Below are 25,032 nucleotides of genomic sequence, written 5' to 3'. Positions count from 1 at the left end.
CCTGTCGTCAGGCGCCCTTGGCGACGTTGAGTGCCACCGCGGCGCGGATGAGGGCCTTAAAGGCGTCCGCGTCGATCGCGGCGCCTTCCTTCACGTCGATGGCGCGGCGCGTGTTGCCGTCGAGGCTGGCGTTGAACAGGCCGGACGGGTCCGGCAACGCGGCGCCATAAGCGAAGGTCAGCTTCACATAGGTCTTGTAGGTCTCGCCGGTGCAGAGAATGCCCTGATGCTCCCAGACTGGAACGCCGGAGGGGTTGGAGGGCTTTCGCCACTTCACGGTTTCGACGACATCGGGATCGGCTTCCCGGATCAGCGCGCGAAGGCGGGCCAGCGTCTCGCCCCGCCAATCGCCCAAGCCCGCGATCTTCGCGTCGATCAGGGCGGAGGGGCTCTCGCCGCCGGTCATGCGCAGCCCTCCACATAGCCGAGGACCGGCATGGTGCCGACATGGATCAGGCTGACCTTGCCGTCCGCGCCGGTTTCGAAGCGCAAGGCGGGATCGCCGCTCTCCGCATTCGGGGCGGTGAGATATTTGGCGGGCGCCTCGACATAATGGTGGGGCTCTTCGCGAAAACCGGGGAAGGCGGCGCGGACTTCGGCTTCCGTCGCGCCGACGCCGATCCCTTCCGCGAGCGTCACGGTGGCGCGCTCCCCTTCGCCCACGGTGATGCGGCGCACGCGGCCGTCCTCGACGATGGCATAGATGCCGGGATAGGATGGGGAGGTGACGATGCGGCAGGTGTCGGACGCCTGCGCGCCGCGCTCCGCCCAGCCGCTGTTCGCCGGGACCGGCTGGCCGATCCTGAGCGGCCCGAGGCCCTCGAGCGTCAGCAGGTTGGCGGGCGCCAGGGCCGCGGGCGGCACCGGCGCCTTCGGTTCCCGCGCGGCGGAAGGAGGAACGGCGCTGTTCGTCGCGGCCGGCCCGGTTTCCTCATTCATGGGCTGTTCGGACGAGCAGGCGGCGAGGGCCAGCAACAAGGCGGCGGCGGGATATCGCGTCATGGCTTTCTCCGTTGAGGCGCGGAGGGCGAAGATGGAGCGAAGTTGACGGTTCAGCAAATCATTTCACCTGTGACCTTTCGGCCTTGCGGCGCGCCAGGCGGCGGATGAGCATGTCGCGCCGGTAGAGCTGCAGGGCCGCGTCGTTGCTCGACGAATGGAGCGTGGCGACATGCTTGCCGCCGCGCATGATGGGTTTGAGCGTGCCGTAGAAAGCGCGGTGGAAATTGGGTGACGGTGTGACCTTCCGGGGCCGGAGCCTCAAGCCGAGCACCGCATCCCAGGCGGCGGCGAAGCTTCCCGCGCCTTGCCTATCCCGCAGGCGATAGGCGCTTTCCCGCGTCATGCCGACATGGCGCGCGGCGGCGGCGACGGATTGGGTTTCGGCGAGAGCCCCAAGAAAATCCGCCTGCCGTCCCGGCGTCCAGCCGTCGGCGCGGTAGCGGAGCGGGACGGGCGCGAAGGCGGGCACGCGGGTATGGATGGCGGGCGAAGGGCGTGTGGTGCGGTGCTGCGTCATCCGGAAGGATGAATCACAAAAGGCCTGTGTAGGAAAATGAAATCTGATCGAAGTGATACTTCGATCAGGAGCTAATATCCTCCATGAGGCAAAGCCATTTTGATGGAACTAGGCGATATCTCGCCATACCTCAAAATTATGAGCGAGGCAGGTTTTACGTCTTAGACCGCGACCGAGAAAACTCTCGTGCTTTTTGCACTGGTGTTTTAAACATGGAACATGCTCCACAAGGATGTCCAACGCCGAATTGAATCGATCTTGACGGAATATGGCGAGGCCGGGCGGCAGCCAGATGTTTTCGACATCGAGCAATCAAGAGATGCAGTCAGCGCCGTTCCCCATCAATCGACGTTCGCCATGCAGCCGCATCCCGATCCCCGGAAGGGGGAAATCGTCGAAGGCGACTGCATCGCTGAGCTAAATCGCCTGGAATCTGAGTTTGTTCATCTCATCGTGAGCGATATCCCATATGGGATCGCCGCCGATCATTGGGATGTTCTGCACGATAACACCAATAGTGCTTTGCTCGGATCGAGCCCGGCACAGCAGAATGCCGGTGCAATCTTCAAGAATAGGGGTAAGCCGATCAATGGGTGGTCAGAGGCAGACCGGCAGATACCTCTACAATATCAACAATGGGTTGGTAATTGGGCGGGACAATGGTTTCGCGTTCTGAAGCCCGGCGCCAGCGCCTTCGTGTTCGCGGGTCGCCGTTTTTCTCATCGTTGCATTTGCGCAATGGAAGATGCGGGATTCTCTCTTAAGGACATGCTCGCTTGGGAGCGTCCACGTGCCGCGCATCGTGCCCAGCGGTTAAGCGAGGTCTTCAGGCGCCGGGGAGACATTCGCTCGGCCGATAAATGGAATGGATGGAAACTCGGAAATTTACGGCCGACATTTGAGCCGATCCTTTGGTTTGTGAAGCCTTACACGATTGGCGCAACCTTGGCTGACAACATGCTTCACCACGGAGTAGGTGCCTATAACGATGCGGCGTTCAGCAGGTACTGCGATAAATCCGAGAATGTACTGCGCATAGGCAATGCGCCTGGAGAAGGCGGCCTTCACCCCACGCAAAAGCCTGTTCGCTTAATGCAGGCGCTGATTGAGCTGGCCAGCCAGCCGGACCAAATTGTGCTGGACCCATTCGCTGGCTCGGGAACCACGGCGGTCGCCGCAGCACTTCTAAACCGCCGTTTCATCGCAATCGAGCAGGATGCAAGCTATGTAAAGATAGCGCGGAAGCGATTAGAGAATGAGCTTCCCTCGCTTATTTGATCAGCAACAAATCATTATCTGAGATAGCCTCAATCGTCTTCACGCGGCTGTCGAGCTTACGAAAGCGCATCAATTCTTGAACGGCCGCTTCGCGGCTCATGCGTTGGATACGATCGCGCTCTGCGTCGAGAGCTGTTAAACCTTCCTGCTTTGCGTAATACAGCACTTCCAGCGTTGCCGATTTCTCTTCCTTCCAAAGCACCTGCAGGGCTTCGGATCGCGACAACATGCTTCGGTTGATGAGCGTCCAGTAAAATACGGCGTCCTTAGTGGGGGATTGATTCTCTGCGCAGCGCATGGCGTCGACGAGGCAATTCAAGGCAACAGCCGGACTGGCGGAAACCGCGAGCGCGACCAGCGCGGCGAGATGACCATAAGAGATGATCGTCACGTCGCGATTAATCGCCGATTGGTAAATTTGGCTGGAGCGCATCGGCAATTGATAACTCGGGCATACCAGCAGCGCATGGCGGCGGTCGCGCTTCCAGCCGTGCATGGCCTCAACCTTGAAGTCTTTCTGGTTCTTTGCAGTCCGGCTTAAGCGGAAAGCCTTTGCATCCCCGACCAAAGCCCAATCATCGGCGACAGCCTCGACATCGGCTGAGTCGCCGCGTTCGACAAGCACGGCCGTGCGCAGGCCCAACTGCTCGAGTGCTTTGGCCAGGACGACATCCGTATATTTGGAGTAGAGCTTTTCTTCACTGGAATCATGCTCATAACGTTCTGGGATGTTTCCGCAAAAGCGAAGGTGATCTATCACGGCGATTGCGCCGTCACGATCCACTTCCGCTGCCAGCTCAGCTTGCAGCCTTGTTGAATCGGTCCCAAAATTATCGGAAAGTTGGACGATTTCTTCCAGCCAATAGCGGCGCCGCTCTACGGCTTTTGAAGTGATTGAACGCGGGGACATTTACATATCATCGCCCGGGATTGTTGTCCTGTAAAGTTGGCTGAAGCGCTTGCCTATTTCTGCCCTGTCCTGTTTCACCTCATCAGCCGCAACTCACCCCTTATCCTCGCTCAGCATATGCGCCACCAAAGCATTGGCGTGGCCGTGGCCCATGCCGTGTTCCTGCTTCAGCCAGTTGACCAGTTCCATATGCTTGGCGGGCGGGCGGGCGCGGAGGAGGGCTTTCCATTCGGCGATCGGGCGGCCGTACGCCTTTTCGATCGACGGGAAATAGGAGGCGGGGCCCTTGACCTTGTCTTCGCTCATGCGGGCATGGTGACGCAGGCGCGCGGGGGCCGTCAAGGCTACTGAAAGCCGTATCAGCCGCGAGATTGGGCCGGTCCCTCTCCAGCCCGCTTTGCCTGTTCCCAAAGCCAGAGGGTGCGCCGGACGATTTCGGTAAGTGCACAGTCTTGGCGCGTGATGATGTCGATGGAGCCGCCTTCGAGAAACGGCTCTACCTTCTTCTCGCAATAAACCTCCCTGTTCTTCAGCCACGCCGCCTGATCGCGGCGGAGGGCATTTTTCGACGCCGCATCCGGCAGGCGCTCGATCGCCTCGCTCAATGCTTCTTCCAAAGCGGAGGTCTGATCTTCATATTCGGCATAGTAGCAGGAGGCATAAGCACCCGTGGTCGTCACCGCGCTATCCAGGCAGTCCTTGAAGACCTGGCTTGTTTCGCCGCTGACCTGCTTTTCCGTGACCGAGAAGGATCGGTAATCGGCCAGGGTGAAGCTTGTGCCGGAAGAGCCGCCCAGGTCCGGCTTACCGGCAGGCGCTTGTACCGGATTGGAAATGGTCATGCCCTCACCGGCGGCAGGCTGGGTCTTTTCCTTCACCGGCTCTTGCGAACACCCGATCAGGCTCATCGTCATGAGAGCCATTCTGCAGGTGCGCCACATTCGCTCTTGTGTCGAAATAGCCACGCTTACCTCCTTCTGCCCTCCAACAGGATAATGCCTAGGTCAGCGACGCGCTAGGCCGGGCGATTGACAGGCGGCTATGCCCGTTCGTTATTCCGTGGGGGGGAGGTAGAGTGCGGACAGCTTAGCCGCGGCGCCAGGGCAGGCGCCACCTGTTCATCGGCGACAGCCTCGACATCGGCTGAGTCGCCGCGTTCGACAAGCACGGCCGTGCGCAGGCCCAACTGCTCGAGTGCTTTGGCCAGGACGACATCCGTATATTTGGAGTAGAGCTTTTCTTCACTGGAATCATGCTCATAACGTTCTGGGATGTTTCCGCAAAAGCGAAGGTGATCTATCACGGCGGTTGCGCCGTCACGATCCACTTCCGCTGCCAGCTCAGCTTGCAGCCTTGTTGAATCGGTCCCAAAATTATCGGAAAGTTGGACGATTTCTTCCAGCCAATAGCGGCGCCGCTCTACGGCTTTTGAAGTGATTGAACGCGGGAACATTTACATATCATCGCCCGGGATTGTGGTCCTGTAAAGTTGGCTGAAGCGCTTGCCTATTTCTGCCCTGTGCGCCACCGTGCATGGCGTGGCCATGGCCCATGCCGTGCTCCTGCTTCAGTCAAAGCGACCAATTTCATATGCTTGGCGGACACGCGGGCGCGGGCAGTCAAGGTTGGAGCCGCGACAAAAGGCGGGCGGAGCGAGGGTGGTAGCGGGCTGTTAACGCTCTCTCCTTTACGCCAAGCGCGGGGAACAAGGGGGGATCATGCGACTCATCATCATCTGGATCGCGATTTTCGCATGCGCGACGTTGGTCGCGCAATGTTTCAGCGGCCAGCCGGTGACGCGCAAGCCATTGTCGGAGACACACCGGCCGGAGGTTGTGACCGGTTTTTCGAAGCGGCTGGAGCTGGGGGTGTTCGAAGCCTTTACCGACGAAATCCTGCGTTCGATCGATCCCCCGCAGCGGCCTACCGGATTTTTCGTCCTCGCCGGCCCCCGCCTGCGCTTTCCGAGCGGCAGGATCGCCGCGGTCGACGGCCCCGGCTTTGAGGACCAGCAACTCGCTTTCGACTTTCCCAAAGGGACATTCGCCGTCGAAGTGCTGATGGCGCGTCAGCCGGGCACGCCAGCGCCTGGTAGTCCAGCGAGAGCCTATGACGATCCGCAAATGGGGGCGATCCTGTTTTCGGCCAAGCCGGTCGCGCGGTGGCAACCGGCCAGCTTCCGGGAGGATGGCGAGCCTGGGTGCATCGTGACGGACGGCGGCACCGTCGCGTTCATCGACAGCGGCGCTGTCCAGGATCTTGCCGATTATTTTTTCGCGTTACCCGACCGCCTGCCTCGATCCAAACGCCCGCGCCCGGACGGGGAGGTCGATCTTGTCATGACAGACTATCCGCTGGGCCTGCGCGCGCCCAAGGGCGACGCCTTTCTGATGCGAACGGGCGTGGGCGACGGCTGCTTCAACACATCTTACGGCCTGGCCGCAGACGGATCGATCGTGGCCTTGCTCGTCGACTTCACCGGCGTCGTGGAAGGGCACGAGGAGTAGCAGGGTCCGGAGGATTCGTTGTTACGACCTTATTTCCCTGCGGCGGGCAGGTAGAGCTCGCCGCCTTTTTCGCGGAATTTCTCGCTCATTTCGGCCATGCCTGCCTCGACGTCGCTCGGCACAGGCTTGTCGGCTTCGAGGAAAGCGTCGGCGCTCTGGTTCTGCTTGGCGGCGAAATCCCTGACTTCCTGCGTGATCTTCATCGAGCAGAATTTGGGGCCGCACATCGAGCAGAAGTGGGCGGTCTTGGCGCCTTCCGCTGGCAGGGTCTGGTCGTGATATTGCTCGGCCGTGTCGGGATCGAGGCTGAGGTTGAACTGGTCGCGCCAGCGGAATTCGAAGCGGGCGCGGGAGAGGGCGTCGTCGCGTAGCTTGGCGGCAGGGTGGCCCTTGGCGAGATCGGCGGCGTGGGCGGCGAGCTTGTAGGTGACGACGCCGACCTTCACGTCGTCGCGGTCGGGGAGGCCCAAATGCTCCTTCGGCGTCACGTAGCAAAGCATCGCGGTGCCGAACCAGCCGATCATCGCCGCGCCGATGGCCGAGGTGATGTGATCGTAACCCGGCGCGATGTCGGTGGTGAGCGGCCCAAGCGTGTAGAAAGGCGCCTCGCCGCACGCCTCCAATTGCTTGTCCATGTTCGCCTTGATCTTGTGCATCGGCACGTGGCCGGGACCCTCGATCATCACCTGGCAATCGTGCTTCCAGGCGATTTGCGTCAACTCGCCAAGGGTGGCGAGTTCGGCGAACTGGGCTTCGTCGTTCGCGTCGGCGATCGAGCCGGGGCGCAGGCCGTCGCCGAGGCTGAAGGCGATGTCATAGGCCTTCATGATCTCGCAGATTTCGTCGAACCGCTCGTAAAGGAAGCTCTCCTTGTGGTGGGCGAGGCACCATTTGGCCATGATCGATCCGCCGCGCGACACGATGCCGGTGACGCGCTTCGCGGTCATCGGCACGTAGGGCAGGCGGACGCCGGCGTGAATGGTGAAATAATCGACGCCCTGTTCGGCCTGCTCGATGAGGGTATCGCGGAAGATGTCCCAGGTGAGGTCTTCCGCGATGCCGCCGACCTTCTCCAGCGCCTGGTAGATGGGGACGGTGCCGATCGGGACGGGCGAGTTGCGCAGGATCCATTCGCGGGTGTCGTGGATGTTGCGGCCGGTGGAGAGGTCCATCACCGTGTCGGCGCCCCAGCGGATCGCCCAGACCATCTTGTCGACTTCGGACGCGACGTCGGAGGCGACGGCGGAATTGCCGATATTGGCGTTGATTTTCACCAGGAAATTGCGGCCGATCGCCATCGGCTCGGATTCCGGGTGGTTGATGTTGTTGGGAATGATGGCGCGGCCGCGGGCGATTTCGTCGCGGACGAATTCGGGGGTGACATAGTCCGGGATGGCGGCGCCGAAATCCTGGCCGTCGCGAATGTGTTCGCGGAGCTGCTCGCGGCCCAGATTTTCGCGGATGGCCACATATTCCATTTCGGGGGTGATGATGCCCTTCCGCGCATAGTGCATCTGCGTGACGTTGGCGCCGGGCCTCGCGCGGAGCACGGTTTTGCGGACGTTGGGGAAGGGCTGGACGCCGCCGGAGCGGTCGGGGCCGAGCTGGCCGTTATCTTCCGGGCGGACTTCGCGCTGGGCGACTTCCTCGACGTCGCCGCGCGACCGGATCCAGTCGCGGCGGAGTTCGGGGAGGCCGGCCATGATGTCGATGGTCGCGTTCGGATCGGTGTAGGGGCCGGAGCAGTCGTAGACGCGCAAGGGCGGCTCGCCGGAGGAAGGCTCGAGGTCGATCTCGCGCATGGCGACGCGGTGTTCGCCGACATGGATTTTGCGGCTGCCGCGGATCGGGCCGGTGGTGACCTTGAGTTCGGTGCGGGCGTTGATGTCGGCCATGTTCAGTCTCCAATCTTCTGGAGAGCGGCCTGCTCGGACATCGCCTAAGATGTCCTGCGCTACCCGCTCCCTACGCCGGTGTCAGCCGGATCAGGTTCGACGGGTCGCGGCCGGTTTGCCGCCTCTCAACCGCACGCGCGGTCCCCCGGGGAAGCGCGCCTTCTACTCCGATCGTCATTCCAGCGAAAGCTGGAATCCTTATGCGTCCGGATGGAGGGTGTGTTGAGACTCCCGCTTTCGCTGGAGGGACGCGTTTGGGCTGATGATTTTGGGACAAGAGGTGCTGAGCGGGCAGGCGGCGCAATCGGGGGATTCGAAGCGGCAGACCGTCTGGCCGAGATGCTTCAGGTGGATGAAGAAGCTGTTCAGCTCCTCGGCGTCGAGGCCGCTCGCGGTGACCTTTTCGCTGGCAGGGCGCGGCGTCGCGGCCCTGCCGATATAACCGAGGCGCTGGAGGACGCGGTGGACGTGGCTGTCGACGATGAAGACGGGGCGGCGGAGCGTGCTGGCGTTGAGCGTCGCGGCGGCGACCTTGCGGCCGACGCCCGGCAGCCGCTCCAGCCAGGCGAGCGCGTCGGGCACCGGCCAGTTCCCAAGGAAGTCGAGGCGCAGGTCGCCGCTTTCGCGGGCGATCATCCGCAAGGCGGCGGGAAGGTTGACCGCTTTCCGGTCGGCGAAGGTGACGTCATGGATCACCTTTTCCACGTGCGGCGGCGCGGCCCCCGCCAATTGGAGGGCGCTCGGCCACTTGCGGCCAAGGCGGCGGTAGGCGGCGAGCGACACGGCATCCTTCGTGCGGCTGCTGATCAGCGATTTGACCATTTGCGCATGCGGTGGGCGGCGCGGCACATCGGGGATCGGGCCAAAATGCCCGGTGAGGGCGAAGCGCCATGCGTCGATTTCGAGACGGGCGAATCCGAACGACTCCTGCATGTCCAAGCGTATAGAACATAACAAGAACATGACAAAACGAAAGAAAGGGCGGCATGGTGCGCCGCCCTTTCTCAACGAACCTTAATAGCGGCTCTTGTCGTCGCGTTCGAAATCGCTGCGTTCGCGGTCCATGTCGCTCTTCGACGCATCGCCCTTGAAACCGAAGGCAGGGCGGTCCTCGCGCAGGCCTTCGTCCACCTCGACCTCGGTGTTGCGCACCGTCTCCTCGATATCCTCGACACGCTCTTCGGCGGTCTTCCTGACGACCAGCTCCTCGCGCACGCGGGCTTCCTTGCCGACCACGGCTTCCTCGGCCGTTTCGGTCATTTCGATGTCATGCTCGCGCAGCATGTCGCCGCTGCTGAGATCGGCGGAGGAGAGGCGCTGGTCGACCGGGCGACGCTCGACGCTGACCTGCTCCTCGCGCAGGCTGACCTGCTCGTGAACCGGGGTTTCGCGGATGTAGGAGCGGACGCGGGCGCCGCCGCGGGCGACTTCGCGCTTGCCGACGCGAAGCTCTTCCTCGACGATCGGGATGCGTTCCTCCTCGACCGTCCGGCCGCTTTCATACTGGCCGCTTGTCATGCCGGAGCCGCTTTCCATGCTGGTGCCGCCCATGGCGGCCGTGCCGAGGCCCGAGGCGCCCATGCCCGCGCCGGATACCGCGCCGGTGTCGGTGCGGCCCGCCCAGCCGGTCCAGCCCTGGCTGCGCCATTCGTCCTGGCGCTGGTCGAAATCGACGCTCTCGGCTTCGTCGAGGATGCGGATCGCCTCGTCCGCCTCGTCTTCGTCCACCTGCGCGCAAAGGAGATAGCCGCCGCGGCTGATGCCTTCGCCATAAGCATGAGCGTCCTCGTCGGGGAGGAACATGTCCTTCAGCGAATCGAAGAAGCCCTTATTCTGGCCGCCCGCGCTGGAACTGGAACCGGTGCTTCCCGACGCATTCTGGTCGATGATCCGGATATTGTCCGCGTCGATGCGGCTGGAGGTGAGCCGCATCTTGGCGGCGTCGGCCTCGCTCTGGCTGTCGAATATGGCGGTGATGGTACGCGACATGGCATCTACTCCTTAAAGATTGTCGTGGTTGGTTCCCGCTCTCTCACTCACGCTCCACTTCGGCCCGCTGCGCGCGGACGGTCACGGATTGCGCGAATTCTTCGTGGCTGCGGGTGCGGCGGAAGCGGATTTCCTCGACCAGCACCCATTTCTTTTCGACGACGAGCACTTCCTCGACCACCGGCACGATGGTGACGTCGCCTTCCTGGCGGACATCGGGCACGGCATCGACCTCGACGTTCAGCGGAACGCGTTCGATCTCGACCTCGTCGCGAGCGAGGTCGGCCCGCGCCATTTCCTGCCGTTCCTCGACCCGGGTGCGCAGCCGCACGCGGCCGGTCTCCACTTCCCGCTTGGCGGTGGAGACGCGCTCCTCCACCAGCGGAATCACCAGATTCTGCTCTTCCGTCATTTCAGCTTCCGTTGTTCCGGAAAGCTCTTCAAGCGCAGCGCAAGGCGTAACGTTCCTGTCGTTTCGGAAGCGATTTCAGGCCTTTGGGAATGAAGCGCATGGTATGCGCGACGACCTGAGTCGGATTTCTTCCTAGAGCGGCAGAGCCAATTCCCGTTCCGGAGCAGGGGCGGCGTTCTCGCCGAGGTTGGAGAGGGTGAGGCCGAGCAGCCGGACGCCCTTCGGTACCGGCAAAAGGGTGCGCAGCAGCGCGCTGCCGATCTCCAGAAATTCCTCCCGCCCGCTCACCGCCCGGTCGAGGCTTCTGGCGCGCGTGACGATCCGGAAATCCTGATATTTGACCTTGAGCGTGACGGTGCGGCCGGAGATGCCACCCTTCTCGCCGATGCGGCGCCACACGGTCTGGCTGATGCGATCGAGTTCGGCGATCATCGCAATTTCGTCGGTGAGGTCGGAGAAGAAAGTGTCTTCCGCGCCGATCGACTTGCGCTCGCGGTTCGCCTTGACCTGGCGGTGGCAGACGGCGCGGGCGAGGTCGTAATAATAATCCGCGCTGCTGCCGAAATGCTGCGCGAGAAATTCGCGGGAGCAATCGCGCAGGTCGGCGCCCGTCACGATGCCGAGCCGCGCCATCTTTTCCGCCGTCCGGGGCCCGACGCCGTGGAAGCGGCTGACGGGCAGGGAGGCGACGAAGGCGGGGCCCTTGGCGGGGGTGATGACGCAGAGGCCGTCTGGCTTGTTCTGGTCGGACGCCAATTTGGCGAGGAATTTGTTGTAGGAGACGCCCGCCGAGGCGGTGAGGCCGGTCTCCGCCTTGATGCGGGCGCGGATTTCCCTGGCGATGTCGGTCGCGATGCCGATGCCCTTCAGGTCTTCCGTCACGTCGAGATAGGCTTCGTCGAGCGACAGCGGTTCGACGTGCGGCGTATAATCGTGGAAGATGGCGCGGATCTGGTTCGACACTTCCCGATAGGCGTCGAAGCGGGGCTTCACGAAGATGAGGTCAGGGCATTTGCGGAGCGCGGTGACCGACGGCATGGCGGAGCGGACGCCGAAGGGCCGCGCCTCATAGCTCGCCGCCGCGACCACGCCCCGGTGCATGCCGCCGACGGCGAGCGGCTTGCCGCGAAGCTCCGGATTGTCGCGCTGCTCCACCGACGCGAAGAAGGCGTCCATGTCGACATGAATGATCTTGCGGAGGGGGGCTAAGTCGTTCACGCCTTGTTCTTTAGCAAGGTGCGGGGCGGAGGGGAAGTTTCGTCCACCTCATCCGCCCCTGCTCCGTTCGCCCTTTCGTCATTCCAGGGTCATTCCAGCGAAAGCTGGAATCTCAATATGCGGGTGACGGCGCTGCCGAGACTCCAGCTTTCGCTGGAGTGACGCGGAGAGGTGGGAAGGTGTGAGTGGTGGTTTTAGAGGGGTTATGATCGGAGCGTCAGGATCAGAGGCTGGCGAGGACGGCGCGCGTTGCCCTGGCGTGGATCGCTTCGGCAGCGGCCCATTCGAGCGGGGTTTCGGCGAGATAGATGGCGAGCAGGATCGGCGCGCGGCCCGGCGGCTGGATAAGGGCGACGTCGTTATAATTGCCGTGGCCGCTGGTGCCGGTCTTGTCGGCGACCGTCCAGCCTTTGGGCACGCCCGCGCGGATGCGGCCGTCGCCGGTGAGGTTGCCGTTCATCCAGGCGAGGAGGCGCGCGCGCGAGGCGGGGGTTAGGGCATCGCCGATCAGGAAGCGGCCCAAATTGCCGACCATCGCGTCCGGCGTGGTGGTGTCGCGCGGGTCGCTTCCCTTCATGTCGTTCATCTGCGGCTCGATGCGGTCGAGGCGGGTGACGGGATCGCCCGCCGCGCGCAGATAGCGGGTGAAGGCAGGCGGGCCTCCGAGCGGCGCGAGCAGCAAATTGGCGGCGGCATTGTCGCTGCGTTGGACGGTCGCCTGGCAAAGCTCCGCAACGGTCGCGCTCCCGCCGACGCGCCCTTCGCTGAACGGGCTGTTCGGCACCATGTCGGTCTTGGCGATGGAAATGGCCCGATCGAGCGTCTCCACGCCCTTGTCCACGCGGGCGAGGGTCGCGGCAGCCAATAGAAATTTGAAGGAGCTGCACATGGCGAAGCGTTCGCCGCCGCGCCAGCCGGAGCGTTCGCCGCTGGCCTTGTCGAGCCAGGCCAGCCCAAGCCTGCCGCCGCTTTCGCGTTCCAGCGCGGCCATCGCATCGCCCAGCTTGTTGCCTGTTTTCGCGGGTTTTTTCGCCGCGCAGGCTGGAACGGTTGCCAGCAGCGCCGCGCTGGCCAGGCCGCCAAGAATGGTACGCCTCTCGATCATGGTCGTCTCCCTTTTCGAAGGCGAGAGTGCAGGCGCGCCGCGGACGCAACAAACGACGATTGTTCGCAGGAGCCATGAATTTTGCTAATGGCGGGCGATGGACCTGTCCCAGCTTCCGCTCAACGCCCTGCGCGCCTTTGCCGCGTCCGCCCGGCATTTGAGCTTTACCCGCGCGGCGCTGGACCTCTGCGTGACGCAGGCGGCGGTCAGCCATCAGATCAAGGCGCTGGAGGCGCGATTGGGCGTGCCGCTGTTCCGCCGCCTGCCGCGCGGGCTGGCGCTGACCGACGAAGGCGCGGCCCTCGTGCCGGTGCTGGACGAGGCGTTCGCGCGGATCGGCGCGGTGATGGCGCGGTTCGAGGGCGGCTATAGCGAGGTGCTGACGGTCGGGGTGGTCGGCACCTTCGCGACCGGCTGGCTGCTGCCGCGCCTGCCCGGATTCGAGGCGGCGCATCCGGCGATCGACCTGCGCCTCCTCACCAACAACAATCGCGTCGACCTGGCGGGCGAAGGGCTGGACCTCGCCATCCGCTTCGGCGACGGGGCCTGGCACGGGGTGGAGGCGACGGCGCTGATGGATGCGCCGCTGACGCCGCTCTGCGCGCCGGGCATCGCACGGCGGCTCAAGGCGCCGCAGGATCTGGCGCGGGAAACGTTGCTGCGTTCCTATCGCGCCGACGAATGGCCGCGCTGGTTCGCGGCGGCGGCGGCGGACGCACCGCATATCAGGGGGCCGGTCTTCGATTCCTCGCCCGCCATGGCGCTGGCGGCGGCGAGCGGGGCGGGGGTCGCCTTGCTGCCGGCGCGTTTGTTCGAAGGCGAGCTCGCGGCCGAGCGGCTGGTGCGGCCTTTCGCCGCGGAACTGGACGGCGGACATTATTGGCTCACGCGTTTGAAGTCCCGTCCGGAGACGGCGGCGATGCAGGCTTTCGCGGCTTGGCTGAGGGCGGAGGAGGCGCGGACCGGCTAGTGCCTGAACCGATCCAGCGCCTTGTTCCCTTCCCTGCCCTTCCAAAGCGGGGCCGTCTGTGCTTTAGGGCGCGCAAACTCTTTGCCAAAGGGAGTGCCTTTCCATGAACATCCATGAATATCAGGCCAAGGAATTGCTCGCCAAGTTCGGAGTCGCGGTGCCGCAGGGCTATGCCGCGATGAGCGTCGAGGAAGCCGTCGAGGCGTCGAAGAAGCTGCCCGGGCCGCTTTACGTCGTGAAGGCGCAGATCCATGCCGGCGGCCGGGGCAAGGGCAAATTCAAGGAATTGGGCCCGGATGCGAAGGGCGGCGTTCGGCTGGCCCGGACCGAGGACGAAGTGCGCCACGCGGCCGGTGAGATGCTCGGCAATACGCTCGTCACCATCCAGACCGGGGCGGAAGGCAAGCAGGTGCAGCGCCTCTACGTGACGGACGGCGTCGACATCGCGAAGGAATTCTACCTGGCGCTGCTCGTCGACCGCGCGACGGGCCGCATCGCGGTCGTGGCGTCCACCGAAGGCGGCATGGACATCGAAGACGTGGCGCACAACACGCCGGAGAAGATCACGACGATCACCATCGACCCGGCGACCGGCCTGATGCCGCATCACGGCCGCGCCGTGGCCGCCGCGCTGAAGCTGGAGGGCGATCTCGCCAAGCAGGCGGCGAAGGTGCTGCAGGGGCTCTACAACGCTTTCCTCGGTACCGATGCGAGCCAGATCGAGATCAATCCGCTCGCCGTCACCGACACGGGCCAACTGATGGTGCTCGACGCCAAGGTCGGCTTCGATTCGAACGCGATGTTCCGTCACCCGGACCTCGCCGAGCTGCGCGACCTCACCGAAGAAGATCCGATGGAGGTCGAGGCGTCCAAATACGACCTCGCCTACATCAAATTGGACGGCGACATCGGCTGCATGGTGAACGGCGCGGGCCTCGCCATGGCCACGATGGACATCATCAAGCTGCACGGCGCCTTCCCGGCCAACTTCCTCGACGTCGGCGGCGGCGCCAACAAGGAGAAGGTGACGGCGGCGTTCAAGATCATCCTGTCCGATCCGGCGGTGAAGGGCATCCTCGTCAACATCTTCGGCGGCATCATGCGCTGCGACATCATCGCGGAAGGCATCATCGCCGCGGCGAAGGAAGTGAACCTCGGCGTGCCCTTGGTCGTGCGCCTCGAAGGCACGAACGTCGAGGAAGGCAAGCGCATCCTCGCCGAGAGCGGCCTGCCCATCGTGGCGGCCAACGATCTGGGCGACGCCGCGCAGAAGATCGTTGCGCAGGTGAAGCAAGCCGCTTGACGTTAACGTAAGGGGCGGGATAGCTGCCCGCTCGATCATGTGCACCGGCGCAGGCCGGTGCCCAGTCTGGATCCCGGCCTTCGCCGGGATACGAGAGAGGAAAGAGCATGAAGCTGCTGGTCCCCGTGAAGCGGGTCATCGACTATAATGTGAAGCCGCGCGTGAAGGCGGACGGAACGGGCGTCGACCTGGCCAACGTCAAGATGAGCATGAACCCGTTCGACGAGATCGCCGTGGAAGAGGCGATCCGGCTGAAGGAAAAGGGTGCTGCGAGCGAGATCGTCGTGGTGTCGATCGGCCCGGCCAAGGCGCAGGAAACGCTCCGCACCGCGCTCGCCATGGGCGCCGACCGCGCGATTCTGGTCCAGACCGACGATGAAGTCGAGCCGCTCGCCGTCGCCAAGATCCTCCAAAAGGTCGCCGAGGAAGAGCAGCCCGGCATGGTGATCCTCGGCAAGCAGGCGATCGACGACGACAGCAACCAGACCGGCCAGATGCTCGCGGCGCTGCTCGGCTGGGGCCAGGGCACGTTCGCGTCGAAGGTCGAAGTGACCGGCGACAGCGTCAACGTGACGCGCGAAGTGGATGGCGGTCTCGAAACGGTGAACCTCAAGCTCCCGGCCATCGTCACGACCGATCTTCGCCTGAACGAGCCGCGCTACGCCTCGCTGCCGAACATCATGAAGGCGAAGTCGAAGCCGCTCGCGACCAAGAGTCCGGCCGATTACGGCGTCGACACCGCGCCGCGCCTCAAGACGCTGAAGGTCGTCGAACCGGCGAAACGCTCGGCGGGCGTCAAGGTCGGCTCGGTCGACGAACTGATCGACAAATTGCGTGAAACGGGAGTGGTGGGATGAAGACGCTCGTCCTTGTCGAACATGAAGGCGGCCAGCTGAAGGACGCCACCCTTTCCGCGGTGACGGCGGCCGCCAAACTCGGCGAAGTCCATCTGCTCGTCGCCGGACAGGGGGTCGGTGGCGTGGCCGAACAGGCGGCAAAGATCGCCGGCGTCGGCAAGGTCCATGTCGCGGACGACGCGGCTTATGCCCATGGCCTCGCCGAAAATGTCGCGCCGCTCGTCGCCGGGCTGATGGAGGGGCATGACGCCTTCCTCGCGCCCGCTACGACGACCGGCAAGAATATCGCCCCGCGCGTCGCGGCCCTGCTCGATGTCATGCAGATTTCCGACATCATCTCGGTCGAGAGCGACGACACCTTCACCCGGCCGATCTACGCCGGCAACGCCATCGCCACGGTACAGTCTTCGGATGCCAAGAAGGTCATAACCGTGCGCGGCACCGCCTTCGACAAGGCGCCTCGCGAAGGCGGAAGCGGCACCGTCGAGGCGGTCGGCGCGACCGGCGACAAGGGCCTGTCGAGCTTCGTCGGTCAGGAAGTCGCGCATAGCGAACGTCCGGAACTGACCAGCGCGAAGATCATCGTGTCGGGCGGCCGTGCGCTTGGGTCTGGCGAAGCCTTCCACCAATATATCGAGCCGCTGGCGGACAAACTGGGCGCGGCTGTCGGCGCATCGCGCGCGGCGGTGGACGCGGGCTATGTGCCCAACGACTATCAGGTCGGCCAGACCGGCAAGATCGTCGCCCCCGAAGTCTATATCGCGGTCGGCATTTCCGGCGCGATCCAGCACCTGGCGGGCATGAAGGATTCGAAGACCATCGTCGCCATCAACAAGGACGAGGACGCCCCGATCTTCCAGGTCGCGGACATCGGCCTGGTCGGCGATCTCTTCAAGATTGTGCCGGAACTGACCGAGAAGCTGTGATGAAATCCCCTCTCCCTTTGACGGGAGAGGGCAGAAATTATCGCCTCAACAAATCGTTCGGCAGCGTCGGTTCCGAGATCACTTCTTCCATCCTCTTCCAGCGGGCGTCGGATGACGGCCCGGCGGCTTCGACATAGGTGCGGACCATGTCCTGGCCGAGGCCGTAATTGATCACGTAGCTGCGATACTGGGTGGTGAAGTCGATCGACTGTTCGGCGCGCGCTTTTGACACCAGCTGGTATTTCTGGGTGAGTTCGACCGCCTTGGCACGGTCGATGCGGCCTTCCAGGAAATCGCGGGCGATGGTGAAGCGGGCGCCGGCGAGTTCGCTGGTGGCCTTGAGGAGTTCCAGATATTTGGCGGCGTCCGCGGTGGGGATGCCCGCGAGTGGATAAAGGGCTCGCGTCTCGAAGGCGAGGCGCTCGGGGCCGGGGAAGGCGAGGTCGATGCCGTAATTGGCCGAGCCCTCGGCGATCAGCGACTGGGGCGAATAGAGCGGATAGACGCTGAATTCGATCCAGCCCTTGCCTTTGGTGAGCCGCTCCTCGAGCAGCATGTTGAGCGCATGATGGCCCGGATAGCCTTCGTGGCAGCCGAGATCGACGGCGCGGCTGATGCGGATCGGCAGGTCGGTGTTGATCTGGATGAGGCTATGGGCGTTGCCCTGGTAGTAATTGTAGCCGGACCAGCTCTTGCCGGTGACGAATTCCATCTTGAAGCTCTCGTTCGCGGGCATCGCGATATGCACCGCGGTGCGGCGGCGGCATTCGGCGATGGCGGCGTCGAACACCGGCTTCAGGCGGTCCTTGGGAATGGTGAAGCGATCCTGGAAGGCGTCGACGCGCTCGGACAAGGGGCCAGTGCCTGGCACGAGGGTTTCGATGCGGGCGAGGATGGGATCGTAGGCGGAGAGTTCCTTCAATTCCGGCGTGACGCCGAACAGGCCCTTCGCTTCTTCGGCGAAGGAGAGCTTCTCGCCCTGCAGCATGCGCAATCGCGTCGTCGCGGCGGTGAGTTGCGCCAGGAGGAAATCGCGGCGACGCAGGCTCGTCGCGTCGAGGCCGTCCGTTTTCAGCGCGTTGACGCGGCCGGTGAGGCGGCGCGCTTCCTCGGCCAGGTCGGCGAGCGAGCGGGGCGCGGCCTTGGCGGCGTCCTGCCATTCCTTCGGCCCATAATAAGCGTCGACATAGCCGGGCTCGCGCTCGCCGATTTCCAGCGTCATCTGGACATAGTCGGCGGCGATCTCGCCCAGATTGTCCTGGCGGACGCCGTTCGACACGCAGCCGGCGAGGAGGAATAGGGAGAGAAGAAAAGCGGGGAGCTTCATGGGTAGGCGTCCTCGTGGCGGGCGGCCGTTGCGGTGCCGCGTGCCTGATGGGGATAAGGCGGAGCAAAGCGCAATATCGCATATCCGGCAAGGGCCGACAGCAACGAGCCTGAAAGAACGCCGATTTTCGCTTCCTCGATCAGCGCAGGATCGTGCGGGAAAGCGAGCGCGCCGATGAACAGGCTCATCGTGAAGCCGATGCCGCAGAGGACGGAGACGCCGTAGATCTGAAGCCAGGTCGCGCCCCGCAATTTCGTCGCGAAACCGGCCCTTACGGCCAGCCAGACGGCGCCGAAGATACCGATCTGCTTGCCGAGGAACAAGCCGAGCGCGATTCCGAGCGGAAGCGGGGCGAGGATGTCGCCAAGGCCGATCCCGGCGAGCGAGACGCCTGCATTGGCAAAGCCGAAAACCGGCACGATGAGGAAGGCGACCCAGGGCGCGAGCGCATGTTCGAGGCGGTGGAGCGGCGAATCGACGGCGTCCGGCGCGGCCTTGCTCGGCACGATCGGGATGACGCTGGCGGCGAGCACACCCGCGATGGTCGCGTGGATGCCCGAGAGGAGGATCGCATACCAGAGGGCGGCCGCGCCGATCAGATACAGCGAGAGGCGCGTCACGCCGCTTTTGCCCATCACATAGAGGATGAGCAGGATCGCCGCCGCCGCGCCCAGTGCCAGCGTATCGATGGCGGCGGTGTAGGCGAGCGCGATGATCGCGACCGCCCCCATGTCGTCGACGATGGCGACGGTGGCGAGGAAGAGCTTCAGCGAAGCGGGCGCGCGGCTGCCGAGAAGCGCGAGGACGCCGATGGCGAAGGCGATGTCGGTCGCCGCCGGGATCGCCCAGCCGCCGGCGAGCGCCGGATCGCCGCCCGCGCCCGCGAGGTAGAGCAAGGCAGGGACCGCCATCCCCGCCGCCGCCGCGACGACCGGCAAGCGGCGTTTTTCCCAGCTGTTGAGGGCGCCGTCCAGGAACTCGCGCTTGATCTCCAGCCCGACGAGCAGGAAGAAGACGGCCATCAGCCCGTCGTTGATCCAGAGATGGAGCGTCATCGGCCCGAGCTTCGGCGCCAGTTCGGGGCCGATCGGGGCGTGAAGGATGTGGTGATAGACGGATGCGAAGGGGCTGTTGGCGACGATCACGGCCAGCGCCGCCGCGCCCATCAGCAGAAGGCCGCCCGCCGCTTCGCTGCGAAGGAAGGCGCGGAGCGCGGATCGTTTGAGGGCCGGAGGCATGCGCCTTCCTATCGGGATGGAACCTTAGGGGAAAGGCGCAGCCTGCGATCAACCCCAATACATTCCCGCGAAGGCGGAATTCAGATTGACTCGAGGCAAGGCCCCAACATCGTCTGGATTCCCGCCTTCGCGGGAATGACTTTAAAAGAGAAGGGGATAGGGGAAGGCCGCCTTTCGCTTGGAAAGCACGGCCTTCTCCTTAAACGGCGCGGCTTTTATTCCTCGCCATTATCCTTGACGCCAACGACCGGGACTTCGACCTTCTCGGTCTCAGTTTCGATCTTCGGCACCTCCACATTGGTTTCGGTGGTGCCGACCACCACTTCCTTCGAATCGACGTCGAAAGCCGGGAGCTGGCCGCCCGAAGCGCTGACATTGACGTCGGGAAGCGCGCCTTCCCTGGTCTGGTCGACTTTCCAGAAACCGGTGGCGAAAAGAATGATGGCGACGATCACGAGGATCGCCAGCAGGATGAGAATTTTGCGCATATTTCCTCCGTCTGAACCTTCAAGGATGCTGGCGGACAACGAAAAGCGGGGAAGAGAGTTGCACGACCGGAACGAATGATGCGGCCGGAAGCGGCGCCAAGTGTTGACGAAATCCGCCCCGCCCGCTATCGGCGCACGCTTTGAAGGGGACATTGTCCCCAACCCAACAGAAGAGATTCGATCATGTCGCGTATTTGCGAGCTGACCGGCAAGGGCCGGCAGGTGGGCCACAACGTTTCCCACGCCAACAACAAGACGAAGCGCACCTTCCTGCCCAACCTGCAGACGGTCACCTTGATGTCGGACGCGCTCGCCCGCGGCGTGAAGCTGCGCGTGTCGATGAGCGGCCTGCGCTCGGTCGAGCATGTCGGCGGCCTCGACAACTGGCTCGCCAAGACGTCGGACGAGAAGTTGAGCCTGAATGCCCGTCGCCTGAAGCGCGAGATCGCCAAGAAGGCGCAGGCCGCGGCCTGATTCGGCGGGCGGCGGATCAGCCGCCCAGTTCGAACTTCAACAGCAACGTCCGCTGCAGCGGATTGAAATTATCGTCGGACGCCAGCCATAGGATCTGGCGTCCGTTTTCTTGGGTCAAGGCCAGCGCCTCGTAATTGTCGGTGACGACCGGCGGCGCGAAATGGGCGATCTCCCTTTCCACTTCAATCGACCCGCCCGCGATCCGCGCCATGACCAGTTTGGCGGTGAAGCCGCCGAACAGGGAAAAGCGCCGGTTGAGGATCAGCAACCGCCCATCGGCGAGGGCCGCCACGTCGACCGGACGATAGCCGGCGGGCGGACGATAGCGCAGCGCCGCCGTCTCCGTCGCCGGATCGGCGGGGTCGCCATTCATCAGTAGCGCCGCGACCGTGCCGTCCGCGCCCGCCGCCGCTTCTTCCAGAATCAGGAAGCGGCCGCCTGGCAGGCGCGCCATCGCTTCGGCCCCGGCATTGCGCCCCCAGCCCGCCATGGCGCGGGGCGCGGCGCGGCCCAGCGGCGCGAGGGTGAGCGGATCATAAGTCCAGATTTCATTGGCGCCTTCATAACCGATCCAGAGCCGGCCCTCGCCCGCGACCAATGATTCGCTGTCGCGGTTGCGCTTCGTGAAGGCCGCGCCCGGCCCTTGCGCGAGGGGCTGGATCGTGGCCGCGCCGCCGCCCAGCCGCCAGCGGACCAAATCGCCGCCATCGCTGAGCGCGATCGCATCGCCATCATCGACATGGAGGGCGGACAGGCCGCCGAACCGCGCGTCGGCGCTCTGCACCGCCCAGCCGCCCAGGTAGAGTAGTTCGCCGAGGCGGCGGCGGGCGGGATCGTCCGCATCCAGCGCGAGGGGCGTGAAGACGAGCTGCGCCTGGCGCGCCAGCAATTCGCCGCCATAGCGGGGCGGCTGGATGACGCTCGCGAGCAGCGGGAGAGCGATCAGCGGCGGCACGATCCGCCGGAGCCGTTTCAGGGCCGGAAGGACGTTAACCACGATTAACCATAGCTGTCGACGGCATTCAGACAAAGCTCAAGCGAATCAGCGCAGAAGGGGGACATGCCGGACATCCGGTATCTGTATCGTTTTTGTGAGGAGTGCGTACCATGTTCAAGAAGTTCACCCTTGGCGCTGTCGCCGCCGTCACCGCGCTGACCGCCCTTCCGACGGCGGCCGAAGCGGGCCACCGCCGCGGTTACAGCGACAATGGCTATTACAGCCAGTCCTATCGCGACGGCAGCCGTTACAGCCGGGGCGACCGTTACGGCCGTTACGACAACCGCGCCTATCAAGGCCGCTATTATGGCGACCGTTGCCGGAACGAAGGCACGACCGGCACCATCGTCGGCGCCATTGCGGGCGGCCTGCTTGGACGTGAGATCGCCGGGCGGGGCGACCGCACCGTGGGCACGATCATCGGCGGCGCCGCAGGCGCGCTCGCCGGACGCGCCATCGACAAGGATAGCAGCCGCAACCGCTGCTAAGCGTATCCCTCGAGTCGCGTAGCGAGGGAGGGGGCCGGAGCCTGCAAGGGTTCCGGCCCCCATTTGTTTTTGTATCTTCGCGGTATCATCAATCGTCATGCCGGCCTTGATCCGGCATCCCGGAACACGGACTTCTCCGGATAAAGCGGTGTTCATGGATTCCAGCTTTCGCTGGAATGACGGTCGGAGGGAAATGACGCCTAAGGCTTGAACGCCGGTTAGGCGCGCGCGTCGAACAGGCTGGCGAGTTGCTCGATCATCGTGCCGCCCAATTGTTCGGCGTCCATGATGGTGACGGCGCGCTGGTAATAGCGGGTGACGTCGTGGCCGATGCCGATGGCGGCGAGCTCGACCGGCGAGCGGTTTTCGATCCAGGCGATGACCTGGCGCAGGTGGCGCTCGAGATAGGTGCCGCTGTTCACCGACAGGGTGGAATCGTCGACCGGCGCGCCGTCTGAGATGACCATCAGGATGCGGCGTTCCTCCGTGCGGGCGAGGAGGCGGTTGTGCGCCCAAAGCAGGGCCTCGCCGTCAATGTTTTCCTTCAATAGCCCCTCGCGCATCATCAGGCCGAGATTCTTGCGGGCGCGGCGCCAGGGTTCGTCGGCTTTCTTGTAGAGGATGTGGCGCAGGTCGTTGAGGCGGCCGGGGAGCGGCGGGCGGCCTTCGGACAGCCATTTCTCGCGGCTCTGGCCGCCCTTCCAGGCGCGGGTGGTGAAGCCCAATATCTCCACCTTCACGCCGCAGCGCTCGAGCGTGCGGGCGAGGATGTCGGCGGAAATGGCGGCGATCGAGATGGGGCGGCCGCGCATGGAGCCCGAATTGTCGATGAGCAGGCTCACGACCGTGTCCTTGAACTCGGTATCGCGCTCGATCTTGTAGGACAGGCTATGCGCCGGATTGATGACGACGCGGGCGAGGCGGGCGGCGTCCAATAGCCCTTCTTCCTGATCGAAATCCCAGGAGCGGGCCTGCTGCGCCATCAGGCGGCGCTGGAGGCGGTTGGCGAGCTTGGTCACCGCGCCCTGGAGATGGACGAGCTGCTGGTCGAGATAGGCGCGGAGGCGCGTCAGCTCTTCCTCGTCGCAAAGCTCGGTCGCCTCGACCAATTCGTCGAAGCGGTCGGTATAGATTTGGTAGTCGAATTGGGGCGTGAGGTCGGATAGCGGACGGTTGGGACGGACGGGCATCATGCCCTCCTCCGCATCCTCGGCCAGGCCTTCGGCGGCGTCCGACATGTCCTCCTGCGACCAGTCTGTCTCGCTTTCCTCCTCCTCGCCCTTTTCCGGTTCGCCGCGTATCTCGGACTGGCCCTCGCCGCCGCCGGATTCGTCCTCTTCCTCCTCCTCGCTTTCGCCTCCTTCGGAAGTGTCGCCCTCCTCATCCTCCTCGCCTTGCTCCTCGGGGCGATCGGATTCGGGTTCGGCCTCGATCAGCTCGAGGTCGCGGAGCATCTTGGTCGCGAGGCCAGCGAAGGCGGCCTGGTCGTCAAGGGCGAGGCCGAGCGCGTCGAGGTCGGCGCCCGCTTTCTCCTCGATCCAGCCGGAGACGAGCTTCAGCCCTTCGCGCGCGGCTTGCGGCGGCGCGTCGCCGGTGAGGCGTTCGCGGACGATGAGCTGGACAGCGGTGGCAAGCGGCACTTCGGCGCGACTTCGAGCGCGCGTGATGGGATCGGTGCGGACCTTGAGATCGAGCGCGCTGGCGAGATTGGCGCGCACGCCTTCCATCGCGCGGGCGCCCAAAGCCTCGACGCGGGCCTGCTCGGCGGCGTCGAACACGGCGCGGGCGATGTCGTCGGCGGGGGCGCCCTTGGCGTGGAGCGCGGCGTCGTGGTGGCGGAGCTTCAGGGCGGCGGCGTCGGCATAGCCGCGCGCTTCGGCGACGTCGCGGGCGGGAAGGGTTCGGCTGGGAATGGGAACACGCACCGTCTTGCCGGACGCGCCGGAGCCTTCGGCGGTGAAGCTCAGTTCCAGTTCCGGCTCATGCGCCAGCGCGCGCGAAGCCCCGGCCAGCGCCTGGCGGAAGGTTTCGAGGGGGTTGTCGGGGGGCATGGCTAGCCCTTCCCTTCGATCTCAAAGCCCCTCCCCTCGATGGGGAGGGCTATTGGGCGAAGGGAGGGCCTCATCCCGCGCGTCCCACGATGCTTTCGGGGAGATCCTTGCCGAAGACGCGTTGGTAATATTCCGCGACAAGGGGCCGCTCCGCCTCGTCGCATTTGTTCAGGAAGGACAGGCGGAAGGCGAAGCCGACGTCGCCGAAGAGGAGGCTGTTCTGCGCCCAGCTGATGACGGTGCGGGGACTCATCACGGTCGAGATGTCGCCATTGATGAAGCCCTGGCGGGTGAGGTCCGCGACCTTGATCATGCGCTCGACTTCCTGGCGGCCGCCTTCATGATCATATTCGCCCGATTTGGCGAGGACGATGCGGGCCTCGGTCGCGGCGGGGAGGTAATTGAGGGTCACGACGATGTTCCAGCGGTCCATCTGGCCCTGATTGATCTGCTGCGTGCCGTGATAGAGGCCGGTCGTGTCGCCGAGACCGATCGTGTTGGTCGTCGCGAAGAGGCGGAACCAGGGGTTGGGGCGGATCACCTTATTCTGGTCGAGGAGGGTCAATTTCCCCTCCGTTTCCAGCACGCGCTGGATGACGAACATCACGTCCGGGCGACCCGCATCATATTCGTCGAAGACGAGGGCGGTCGGAGTCTGCAGCGCCCAGGGGAGGAGGCCTTCCTTGAATTCCGTCACCTGCTGGCCGTCCTTCAGCACGATGGCGTCGCGGCCGATGAGGTCGATGCGGCTGATATGGGCGTCGAGGTTGATGCGGATGAGCGGCCAGTTCAAACGCGCGGCGACCTGCTCGATATGGCTCGACTTGCCGGTGCCGTGATAGCCCTGCACCATGACGCGGCGGTTCTTGGCGAACCCTGCGACGATGGCGAGCGTCGTGTCGGGATCGAAGACATAGGTGGGATCGATATCCGGCACCCGTTCGTCGGCTTCGGAAAAAGCCGGAACCTCCATGTCGCTGTCGACGCCGAACAGGTCGCGCACCTTCACGATCTTGTCGGGCGCGTCCATCACCGTGGTCGCGCGGCTGTCTGGGTTGACGTTGGGAATGTCGGTCATCA

27 protein-coding genes and 1 riboswitch are annotated in these 25,032 nt (G+C 64.3%); of the genes, 8 read left to right on the top strand and 19 right to left on the bottom strand.

Going from position 1 to position 25,032, the window contains the following annotated elements; translation table 11 throughout:
• Positions 1-7: 7 nt before the first annotated feature.
• Genes IC614_RS09035 through IC614_RS09025 form a run of 3 tightly spaced genes read right to left on the bottom strand, consistent with a single transcriptional unit; the run spans position 8 to position 1,519 of the window.
• Positions 8-406 (bottom strand): DUF1801 domain-containing protein, encoded by a 399-nt coding sequence (locus IC614_RS09035; protein ID WP_200971005.1) that lies wholly within the window; start codon positions 404-406, stop codon positions 8-10.
• Positions 403-1,002: a hypothetical protein gene (locus IC614_RS09030; protein WP_200971004.1), complete on the bottom strand. Its 600-nt coding sequence runs from the start codon at positions 1,000-1,002 to the stop codon at positions 403-405. Before IC614_RS09030 ends, IC614_RS09035 begins: the two co-directional genes overlap by 4 nt.
• Before the next feature lie 58 nt (positions 1,003-1,060).
• Positions 1,061-1,519, bottom strand: coding sequence for a hypothetical protein (locus tag IC614_RS09025; RefSeq protein WP_200971003.1), 459 nt, complete (start codon positions 1,517-1,519; stop codon positions 1,061-1,063).
• Between the two features lie 219 nt (positions 1,520-1,738).
• On the opposite strand from IC614_RS09025, the gene IC614_RS09020 reads away from it, so the two are divergent.
• On the top strand, positions 1,739-2,797 hold the full coding sequence (locus IC614_RS09020; RefSeq protein ID WP_226372618.1) for a DNA-methyltransferase: 1,059 nt from the start codon (positions 1,739-1,741) through the stop codon (positions 2,795-2,797).
• Here the strand turns inward: IC614_RS09020 and IC614_RS09015 are convergent.
• The 4 genes from IC614_RS09015 to IC614_RS09000 form a co-directional block, all read right to left on the bottom strand.
• On the bottom strand, positions 2,790-3,707 hold the full coding sequence (locus tag IC614_RS09015) for a HindIII family type II restriction endonuclease (protein WP_200971002.1): 918 nt from the start codon (positions 3,705-3,707) through the stop codon (positions 2,790-2,792). The two genes, IC614_RS09020 and IC614_RS09015, sit on opposite strands and share 8 nt — an antisense overlap.
• Positions 3,708-3,800: 93 nt before the next feature.
• Positions 3,801-4,013, bottom strand: a complete 213-nt coding sequence (locus IC614_RS09010; protein ID WP_200971001.1) for a DUF4287 domain-containing protein — start codon at positions 4,011-4,013, stop codon at positions 3,801-3,803.
• Between the two features lie 53 nt (positions 4,014-4,066).
• On the bottom strand, positions 4,067-4,630 hold the full coding sequence (locus IC614_RS09005) for a lysozyme inhibitor LprI family protein (RefSeq protein ID WP_200971000.1): 564 nt from the start codon (positions 4,628-4,630) through the stop codon (positions 4,067-4,069).
• A gap of 116 nt (positions 4,631-4,746) precedes the next feature.
• Complete coding sequence (locus IC614_RS09000) at positions 4,747-5,160, bottom strand: HindIII family type II restriction endonuclease (protein ID WP_200970999.1); 414 nt, start codon at positions 5,158-5,160, stop codon at positions 4,747-4,749.
• A gap of 265 nt (positions 5,161-5,425) precedes the next feature.
• Here IC614_RS09000 and IC614_RS08995 point away from each other — a divergent pair, with 265 nt between their 5' ends.
• On the top strand, positions 5,426-6,214 hold the full coding sequence (locus tag IC614_RS08995) for a DUF4241 domain-containing protein (RefSeq protein ID WP_200970998.1): 789 nt from the start codon (positions 5,426-5,428) through the stop codon (positions 6,212-6,214).
• Positions 6,215-6,243: 29 nt separating this feature from the next.
• Here IC614_RS08995 and thiC read toward each other — a convergent pair whose 3' ends face one another.
• The 6 genes from thiC to bla all read right to left on the bottom strand — a co-directional run bounded on the left by thiC (position 6,244) and on the right by bla (position 12,833).
• Positions 6,244-8,109, bottom strand: a complete 1,866-nt coding sequence (thiC, locus tag IC614_RS08990; RefSeq protein WP_200970997.1) for a phosphomethylpyrimidine synthase ThiC — start codon at positions 8,107-8,109, stop codon at positions 6,244-6,246.
• A gap of 50 nt (positions 8,110-8,159) precedes the next feature.
• Positions 8,160-8,267, bottom strand: a riboswitch (TPP riboswitch).
• Positions 8,268-8,307: 40 nt separating this feature from the next.
• Positions 8,308-9,042: an endonuclease III domain-containing protein gene (locus IC614_RS08985; protein ID WP_200970996.1), complete on the bottom strand. Its 735-nt coding sequence runs from the start codon at positions 9,040-9,042 to the stop codon at positions 8,308-8,310.
• Between the two features lie 81 nt (positions 9,043-9,123).
• Positions 9,124-10,098: a YsnF/AvaK domain-containing protein gene (locus IC614_RS08980; protein ID WP_200970995.1), complete on the bottom strand. Its 975-nt coding sequence runs from the start codon at positions 10,096-10,098 to the stop codon at positions 9,124-9,126.
• Positions 10,099-10,141: 43 nt separating this feature from the next.
• Entirely contained in the window at positions 10,142-10,510 is a 369-nt protein-coding gene (locus IC614_RS08975; protein ID WP_200970994.1) for a YsnF/AvaK domain-containing protein, read from the bottom strand.
• A 132-nt stretch (positions 10,511-10,642) separates the two neighbouring features.
• Positions 10,643-11,728, bottom strand: a complete 1,086-nt coding sequence (gene dinB, locus IC614_RS08970) for a DNA polymerase IV (protein WP_226372617.1) — start codon at positions 11,726-11,728, stop codon at positions 10,643-10,645.
• A gap of 223 nt (positions 11,729-11,951) precedes the next feature.
• Positions 11,952-12,833, bottom strand: a complete 882-nt coding sequence (gene bla / locus IC614_RS08965) for a class A beta-lactamase (protein WP_200970993.1) — start codon at positions 12,831-12,833, stop codon at positions 11,952-11,954.
• 97 nt (positions 12,834-12,930) lie between these two features.
• Here bla and IC614_RS08960 point away from each other — a divergent pair, with 97 nt between their 5' ends.
• From IC614_RS08960 to IC614_RS08945, 4 genes are all read left to right on the top strand, one after another.
• Positions 12,931-13,803, top strand: a complete 873-nt coding sequence (locus IC614_RS08960) for a LysR family transcriptional regulator (protein ID WP_200970992.1) — start codon at positions 12,931-12,933, stop codon at positions 13,801-13,803.
• Between the two features lie 103 nt (positions 13,804-13,906).
• Complete coding sequence (sucC, locus tag IC614_RS08955) at positions 13,907-15,106, top strand: ADP-forming succinate--CoA ligase subunit beta (RefSeq protein WP_200970991.1); 1,200 nt, start codon at positions 13,907-13,909, stop codon at positions 15,104-15,106.
• A gap of 107 nt (positions 15,107-15,213) precedes the next feature.
• Positions 15,214-15,963, top strand: a complete 750-nt coding sequence (locus IC614_RS08950; protein WP_200970990.1) for an electron transfer flavoprotein subunit beta/FixA family protein — start codon at positions 15,214-15,216, stop codon at positions 15,961-15,963.
• Positions 15,960-16,889 carry an electron transfer flavoprotein subunit alpha/FixB family protein gene (locus IC614_RS08945; protein ID WP_200970989.1) on the top strand — a complete coding sequence of 310 codons (930 nt, stop codon included), beginning with the start codon at positions 15,960-15,962 and terminating at the stop codon, positions 16,887-16,889. The genes IC614_RS08950 and IC614_RS08945 overlap by 4 nt, the downstream gene beginning before the upstream one ends.
• Before the next feature lie 37 nt (positions 16,890-16,926).
• On the opposite strand, the gene IC614_RS08940 is transcribed toward IC614_RS08945, so the two are convergent.
• The 3 genes from IC614_RS08940 to IC614_RS08930 all read right to left on the bottom strand — a co-directional run bounded on the left by IC614_RS08940 (position 16,927) and on the right by IC614_RS08930 (position 19,942).
• On the bottom strand, positions 16,927-18,216 hold the full coding sequence (locus IC614_RS08940) for a hypothetical protein (protein ID WP_200970988.1): 1,290 nt from the start codon (positions 18,214-18,216) through the stop codon (positions 16,927-16,929).
• Positions 18,213-19,454: a Na+/H+ antiporter NhaA gene (nhaA, locus tag IC614_RS08935; RefSeq protein ID WP_200970987.1), complete on the bottom strand. Its 1,242-nt coding sequence runs from the start codon at positions 19,452-19,454 to the stop codon at positions 18,213-18,215. The genes IC614_RS08940 and nhaA overlap by 4 nt, the downstream gene beginning before the upstream one ends.
• Positions 19,455-19,669: 215 nt before the next feature.
• Entirely contained in the window at positions 19,670-19,942 is a 273-nt protein-coding gene (locus IC614_RS08930; protein ID WP_226372616.1) for a hypothetical protein, read from the bottom strand.
• Between the two features lie 183 nt (positions 19,943-20,125).
• On the opposite strand from IC614_RS08930, the gene rpmB reads away from it, so the two are divergent.
• Positions 20,126-20,416 carry a 50S ribosomal protein L28 gene (gene rpmB, locus IC614_RS08925; protein WP_200970985.1) on the top strand — a complete coding sequence of 97 codons (291 nt, stop codon included), beginning with the start codon at positions 20,126-20,128 and terminating at the stop codon, positions 20,414-20,416.
• Between the two features lie 16 nt (positions 20,417-20,432).
• On the opposite strand, the gene IC614_RS08920 is transcribed toward rpmB, so the two are convergent.
• Positions 20,433-21,413: an esterase-like activity of phytase family protein gene (locus IC614_RS08920; RefSeq protein WP_200970984.1), complete on the bottom strand. Its 981-nt coding sequence runs from the start codon at positions 21,411-21,413 to the stop codon at positions 20,433-20,435.
• Between the two features lie 110 nt (positions 21,414-21,523).
• Between IC614_RS08920 and IC614_RS08915 the strand changes: the two genes are divergently transcribed.
• Positions 21,524-21,901, top strand: a complete 378-nt coding sequence (locus tag IC614_RS08915; RefSeq protein WP_200970983.1) for a glycine zipper 2TM domain-containing protein — start codon at positions 21,524-21,526, stop codon at positions 21,899-21,901.
• 218 nt (positions 21,902-22,119) lie between these two features.
• Here the strand turns inward: IC614_RS08915 and cobT are convergent, their stop codons facing one another.
• A complete protein-coding gene (gene cobT, locus IC614_RS08910; RefSeq protein ID WP_200970982.1) occupies positions 22,120-23,952 on the bottom strand; it encodes a cobaltochelatase subunit CobT in 1,833 nt (610 codons plus the stop codon).
• 70 nt (positions 23,953-24,022) lie between these two features.
• Positions 24,023-25,030 carry a cobaltochelatase subunit CobS gene (gene cobS, locus IC614_RS08905; RefSeq protein ID WP_200970981.1) on the bottom strand — a complete coding sequence of 336 codons (1,008 nt, stop codon included), beginning with the start codon at positions 25,028-25,030 and terminating at the stop codon, positions 24,023-24,025.
• Positions 25,031-25,032: the final 2 nt, after the last annotated feature.

It is taken from the genome of Sphingosinicella flava, assembly GCF_016025255.1.
In the GTDB taxonomy this organism is placed as follows: domain Bacteria; phylum Pseudomonadota; class Alphaproteobacteria; order Sphingomonadales; family Sphingomonadaceae; genus Allosphingosinicella; species Allosphingosinicella flava.
Note: the sequence above shows the minus strand (reverse complement) of the source record. Positions and strands in the feature narration are given on the sequence as shown.